Origin of the sequence: Adlercreutzia sp. ZJ176, from assembly GCF_011038975.1 — a bacterium.
GTDB lineage: Bacteria > Actinomycetota > Coriobacteriia > Coriobacteriales > Eggerthellaceae > CAAEEV01.
In genome coordinates this window covers 1-4,796 of sequence record NZ_JAAKEC010000034.1, presented here as the reverse complement: position 1 = coordinate 4,796, position 4,796 = coordinate 1, and the positions used below count along the sequence as shown (strand labels likewise).

General features: G+C 64.7%; 5 protein-coding genes and 1 tRNA gene. 1 reads left to right on the top strand and 5 read right to left on the bottom strand.

Annotated features, from left to right (window positions below):
• Nucleotides 1-314: 314 nt before the first annotated feature.
• The 5 genes from G7Y50_RS11700 to G7Y50_RS11680 all read right to left on the bottom strand — a co-directional run bounded on the left by G7Y50_RS11700 (nucleotide 315) and on the right by G7Y50_RS11680 (nucleotide 4,235).
• Nucleotides 315-391: transfer RNA gene (locus G7Y50_RS11700), tRNA-Pro, on the bottom strand.
• Nucleotides 392-524: 133 nt separating this feature from the next.
• Nucleotides 525-944 (bottom strand): amino acid-binding protein, encoded by a 420-nt coding sequence (locus tag G7Y50_RS11695; RefSeq protein WP_165056799.1) that lies wholly within the window; start codon nucleotides 942-944, stop codon nucleotides 525-527.
• A complete protein-coding gene (locus tag G7Y50_RS11690; RefSeq protein WP_370458043.1) occupies nucleotides 944-2,254 on the bottom strand; it encodes a phenylacetate--CoA ligase family protein in 1,311 nt (436 codons plus the stop codon). The genes G7Y50_RS11695 and G7Y50_RS11690 overlap by 1 nt, the downstream gene beginning before the upstream one ends.
• Nucleotides 2,255-2,455: 201 nt before the next feature.
• The gene (locus G7Y50_RS11685) at nucleotides 2,456-3,556 is read right to left on the bottom strand and encodes a sensor histidine kinase KdpD (protein WP_165056798.1); all 1,101 of its coding nucleotides are present in this window, start codon (nucleotides 3,554-3,556) and stop codon (nucleotides 2,456-2,458) included.
• Nucleotide 3,557: 1 nt separating this feature from the next.
• The gene (locus G7Y50_RS11680; protein ID WP_165056797.1) at nucleotides 3,558-4,235 is read right to left on the bottom strand and encodes a response regulator transcription factor; all 678 of its coding nucleotides are present in this window, start codon (nucleotides 4,233-4,235) and stop codon (nucleotides 3,558-3,560) included.
• A 296-nt stretch (nucleotides 4,236-4,531) separates the two neighbouring features.
• Between G7Y50_RS11680 and G7Y50_RS11675 the strand changes: the two genes are divergently transcribed.
• On the top strand, nucleotides 4,532-4,796 hold a 265-nt coding region (locus tag G7Y50_RS11675; protein ID WP_165053127.1), incomplete at its 3' end, for a transposase.

The window sequence follows — 4,796 nt, the reverse complement described above, 5'->3', positions numbered from 1 at the left end:
CAGGGCGACGACACCGGGGCGCCCGCTCGTTGGGGAGAGGGGCTAGTGTGGTCTGAATTCCATCGTTCGACCCCATATCCTTACGGTGTCGAATGATTTCCTTTACACACTTTTCTGCCTATATGCCAAACTTAACCCTAAGGTTGCGTTCTGATACTTCCTTGAAAACCTCGGGGCAATGGTTGACCCACTGTTTATCAGAAAGTGCAAACCGCTCAAACGATTAGACCATCCTTAGACTACACGACTTCACAACTCAGTCGAAATAAACAAAGCAGGTCAGAAGGATTTACCTTCTGACCTGCTGTTTTAGCTGGTCGGGTTGACAGGATTTGAACCTGCGACCCCTTGACCCCCAGTCAAGTGCGCTACCAAACTGCGCCACAACCCGTTGGTTCGCCTGAGCTTCAAAACCGCTCTCACTCAAGCAGCTCGTCTATAATAGCGCTACTCTTCCCCGCGTTCAAGGAAAATTTTTCCAAAGCGGAAAATTTCACGCCACGATAGAGTCGGCGAGCGCGGCCTTAGGCGGCGTAGAGATCCCCGGGGTGCAGGACCTTGAAGCCCGCCTCGTCAAGCGCGCCCATGACGGACTCGGGCGCCTTGAGCGCCAGCGTCGCCACGCCGTTCGCGCCGATGAAGCAGTAGCTGTACTCGATGTTCACGCCCAGCTTGTCGAGCGCGGCGAACACGCCGGCCAGGCCGCCCGGGACGTGCGGCACCTCGACGGCGACCACCTTCGCGAGGCTCGCCGTGAAGCGCGCCTTCGAGAGCGCCTCGATGGCGCCCTTGGGGTTGTCGCAGATGATGCGCACGATGCCGTAGTCGGTGGTGTCGGCGAGCACGAGCGAGTGCATCTGGATGTCGGCGTCGCCGAGCGTGCGGCACAGCGCCGTCAGGCGACCCTCTTCGTTACCGAGAAAGACGGTGAGCTGATCGATCATTATTTCTCCTCCTCGCTGCGCAGGTCAACGATGCGCACGGCCTTGCCTTCAGAGCGCGTGATGGTGTAGGGCTCGACGACCTTGACCTTGATCTTGGTGGCGAGCTCGTCCTTGAGCGTCTGCTCGAGGCGGCGCTGCAGGTCCTCGATCTTGCGGATCTCGTCCATCGGGAAGTCGGGGTTGATCTCGATCTTGAGCGTGGCCACGTCGAGGCTGTTCTCGCGCGTAAGCTCGATCTGGTACCAGTCGGCGATCTCGTCGAAGCCCGTGCACACGTTCTCGATCTGGCTCGGAAACACGTTGACGCCGCGGATGATCATCATGTCGTCGGTACGGCCGTGCAGGCGGTCGATGCGGCGATGGGTGCGGCCGCAGGCGCACTCGCCCGGGATGATGCGCGTGATGTCCTTGGTGCGGTAGCGGATGACCGGCGTGGCCTCCTTGGTGAGCGTCGTGATGACGAGCTCGCCCCACTCGCCGTCGGGCACCGGCTCGTGCGTCTCGGGGTCGAGGATCTCGATCCAGAAGTGGTCCTCGGCCACGTGCAGGCCCGTCTGCTCGAGGCACTCGATGGCCACGCCCGGGCCCATGACCTCGGTCAGGCCGTACACGTCGAGCGCCTTGTAGTCGAGCTTCTCCTCGAGGTTCGCGCGGAACTGGTTCGACCACGCCTCGGCGCCGTGGATGCCGGCCTTCAGGTGGAAGTCCTTCTTGGGGTCGAGGCCCATCTCGATGGCGGTGTCAGCGATGTACATGGCGTAGCTCGGCGTGCAGCAGATGATGGAGGAGCCCATGGACTGCAGGACCTTGATCTGGCGCTTCGTGTTGCCAGCCGACATGGGGATGGTCATGGCGCCGGCGTTCAGGCCGCCGTAGTGAGCGCCGAGGCCGCCCGTGAACAGGCCGTAGCCGTAGCACACGTGCACGATGTCGTTCTCGTCGCCGCCCGCGTACCCGATGCCGCGCGCGAAGCAATCACCCCAGACCTTGAGGTCGTTCTCGGTGTAGCCGCTCACCGTCGCCACGCCGGTGGTGCCCGAGGACATGTGGATCTCCTTCACCTCGCTCTTCGGCAGCGCGAAGAGCTTGTAGGGATAGGCGTCACGCATGTCCTGCTTGGTGGTGAAGGGCGCGCGGCGCAGGTCCTCGAAGGTCTCGAACGCGTAGGGATCGAAGCCGGCGGCGTCGAAGTTCTCCTTGTAGAAGGGGATCTTCTCGTAGCAGTAGACCACGGCTTTCTTGAGCCGCTCAAGCTGGAGCGCCTCAAGCTCCGCTCGGTCCATGTGGGTGATTTCGTCTTGGTAGGCCACTGTAGTCGTTCTCCTTGTCCATGTTCCAACTTGGATGTATGCCCCGCCACCTTGGCAAGGGATTGGGTCTATTATAGGCGCACGAAAGCGCGATGGGACGCATAAGATGGCGCAGATGCGCAAATGAGCGCCGTAAGCGCGCCTACACCACGAGCCGCGAGCTGTACCGCGAGCGTCATGCCACACGCCTGCGCCCGAGCGCTACACCACGAGCTTGGGGAAGGTCATCTCGAAGCGGGCGCCCCCATGCGGCGCGTTCGACGCGCGCAGGGTGCCTCCCTGGGCGCTCACGAGGGCCAGCGCGAGCGAGAGGCCCACGCCGAAGCCCTCGGGGGCGGCTCCGAAGGCGGATTCGGGGGCGGACTCGGGGGCGGTCCCGTGCCCGGCCCCACGCGTGGTCCCAGGTGCAACCCCGCGTGCGGCCCCGTGCGTCCCGCGGTAGAAGCGCTCGAACACGTGCGGCAGGTCCTCGGGCGCGATGCCGGCGCCCGCGTCCTCCACCACGATGCGCGTGGCAAGCGCGTCCTCGGAAGCGCGCACGGACACGCGCCCGCCCGCGGGTGTGTGCTCCATGCAGTTCTTCACGATGTTCTCGAGCGCCTCGGCGCTCCAGCGCGCATCGCCCTTAAAGCTCACCGCGTCGGGGCAGTCGACCTCGAGGCGCACGCCGCGCAGGTCGAGCGCCGCCTCAAGCGGGGACGTCGCGCGCGCCACCACGTCGCCGACGCTCACGGGCGCGTGCTCGACCGTGAGCGCTCCGGCGTCGGCCTTCGCCATCTTGAGCAGCGAGGTTACGAGCCACGCCACGCGGTCGGAGAGCGTCTCCACCTCGCGCACGAGACGCTTTCGCTCGCGGGCATCATCTGCGTGCTCGAAGGCGGGAAGCATGAGCGCCATAGCCGTGAGCGGCGTTCTGATCTGGTGCGATATGTCAGCCATGGCGTCGGCGAGCGCGCGCTTCTCCTGCGTGAGCTGCTCGGTCGTGCGCGCAAGGCGCGCCACCACCTTGCCGAGCTCGCAGCGCAGCGCCTCCACGTCGCCCTCGCGGCAGCTTGTGAAGTCCACGCTGCGACCGACGAGGAGCACGTCGTCGATCTCAGCTGTCAGGCGCGCGATCTCGGCATGGCGGCGCGCCGTGAACGCGGCGAAGAGGAGCGCACATGTAACGCCGGAGGCGGCGCACCACAGCGCAGCATCCGCGTTCGCGACGCAGGCGGCTGCGGCGGCAAGGACGGCCGTAACGACCAGCATGCTCGCCAGTTCGCAGGCGACGCGCCTGTTGCGCAGGACGGTTGCGATCATGTCACTCCCCCACCTTGTAGCCCAGCCCGCGCACCGTCACCACGAGGCGCGGGTGCGCCGGGTCGTCCTCGATTTTCTCGCGCAGGCGCTTCACGTACACGTTGAGCGAGTTGTCGCTCACGTACTCCCCCGCGCTGTCCCAGATGGCGTCGCGCAACCCCTCGCGCGTGACGAGGCGACCCTTGTTCTGCGCGAAGTGCAGCAGCAGCCGGTACTCGAGCGCCGAGGGAAGCACCTCGAGACCTGCCTTCGTCACCTGGGCCGACGCGGTGTCGATGCACACGTCGCCGAGGTGCAGCACGCTGTCGGCGCCGCGTGCGCGCCGCAGCGCCGCGCGGATGCGCGAGAGCAGCTCGCGGGCGCGGAAGGGCTTCGCCACGTAGTCGACCGCGCCCATGTCGAGCCCCGCCACCGTGGAGTACTCGTCGTCCGAGGCGGTGAGGAAGATCACGGGCATCTCGGGCGCGCGCTCGCGCGCGGCGGCGCAGACGGCGAACCCGTTGCCCTGCGGCAGCGACACGTCGAGCAAAGCCAGGTCAAACGCCTCCTCGCTCAGCAGCGCTACCGCCAGGTCCTGCGTGGAGGCCGCATGCGCCTCGTAGCCCTCGGCCTCAAGCAGGCTCGTCAGCGCCCTCACGATGGCATGGTCGTCCTCGACCAGCAGAATGCGCGCTCCCATGGGCAGGTCCTTCCGAGTTCTGCGCCGCGCCGGCGCCCGCCATACGCCATCATCCTACCATCAGGGGCATCCGCGCGCGATTACCGTTTCGTAAGATAAGCCGAGTGAAGCCGAGAATCGCCTTTCGAAAGACATGGTTCTTCCCATCAGAGGCGAACTGTCAGGCTGCCCACGCCCCGCTTTGCGCACTGCAAACGGCAGTCAACGAAGCTGTCAAACTATGGTTGATTGCCAGGGCAAGTGCAACTGTGGGGGGTGTGGACAAAAACTTGGACATCTGAGACAAGGAGATGGCCATGTATCACCACCACACCCAAGAGGAAAAGCAAGCTGCAATTGACCTCTACGTGACCGGCGGGCATTCCCCGATAACGGTCAAGCGAACGCTCGGATACCCCGATGCGTCAACGCTGTCCCGCTGGTATCGCGACTATCTGCAAAGAGGATATGTGAGAGGGCCTGAGAAGTGGTCGGGCAAGTTCACGGAGGAGCAGGAGAGGATCGCTGTCGAGCACTACCTCTCTACCGGCAAAAACGGATCGAAGGCCGCGCGAGAGCTTG

Bases quoted from the DNA above. Each gene is read 5' to 3' on its own strand.
- G7Y50_RS11685 (WP_165056798.1), bottom strand. From the start codon at position 3,556: ATGATCGCAACCGTCCTGCGCAACAGGCGCGTCGCCTGCGAACTGGCG.
- G7Y50_RS11680 (WP_165056797.1), bottom strand. From the start codon at position 4,235: ATGGGAGCGCGCATTCTGCTGGTCGAGGACGACCATGCCATCGTGAGG.
- G7Y50_RS11695 (WP_165056799.1), bottom strand. From the start codon at position 944: ATGATCGATCAGCTCACCGTCTTTCTCGGTAACGAAGAGGGTCGCCTG.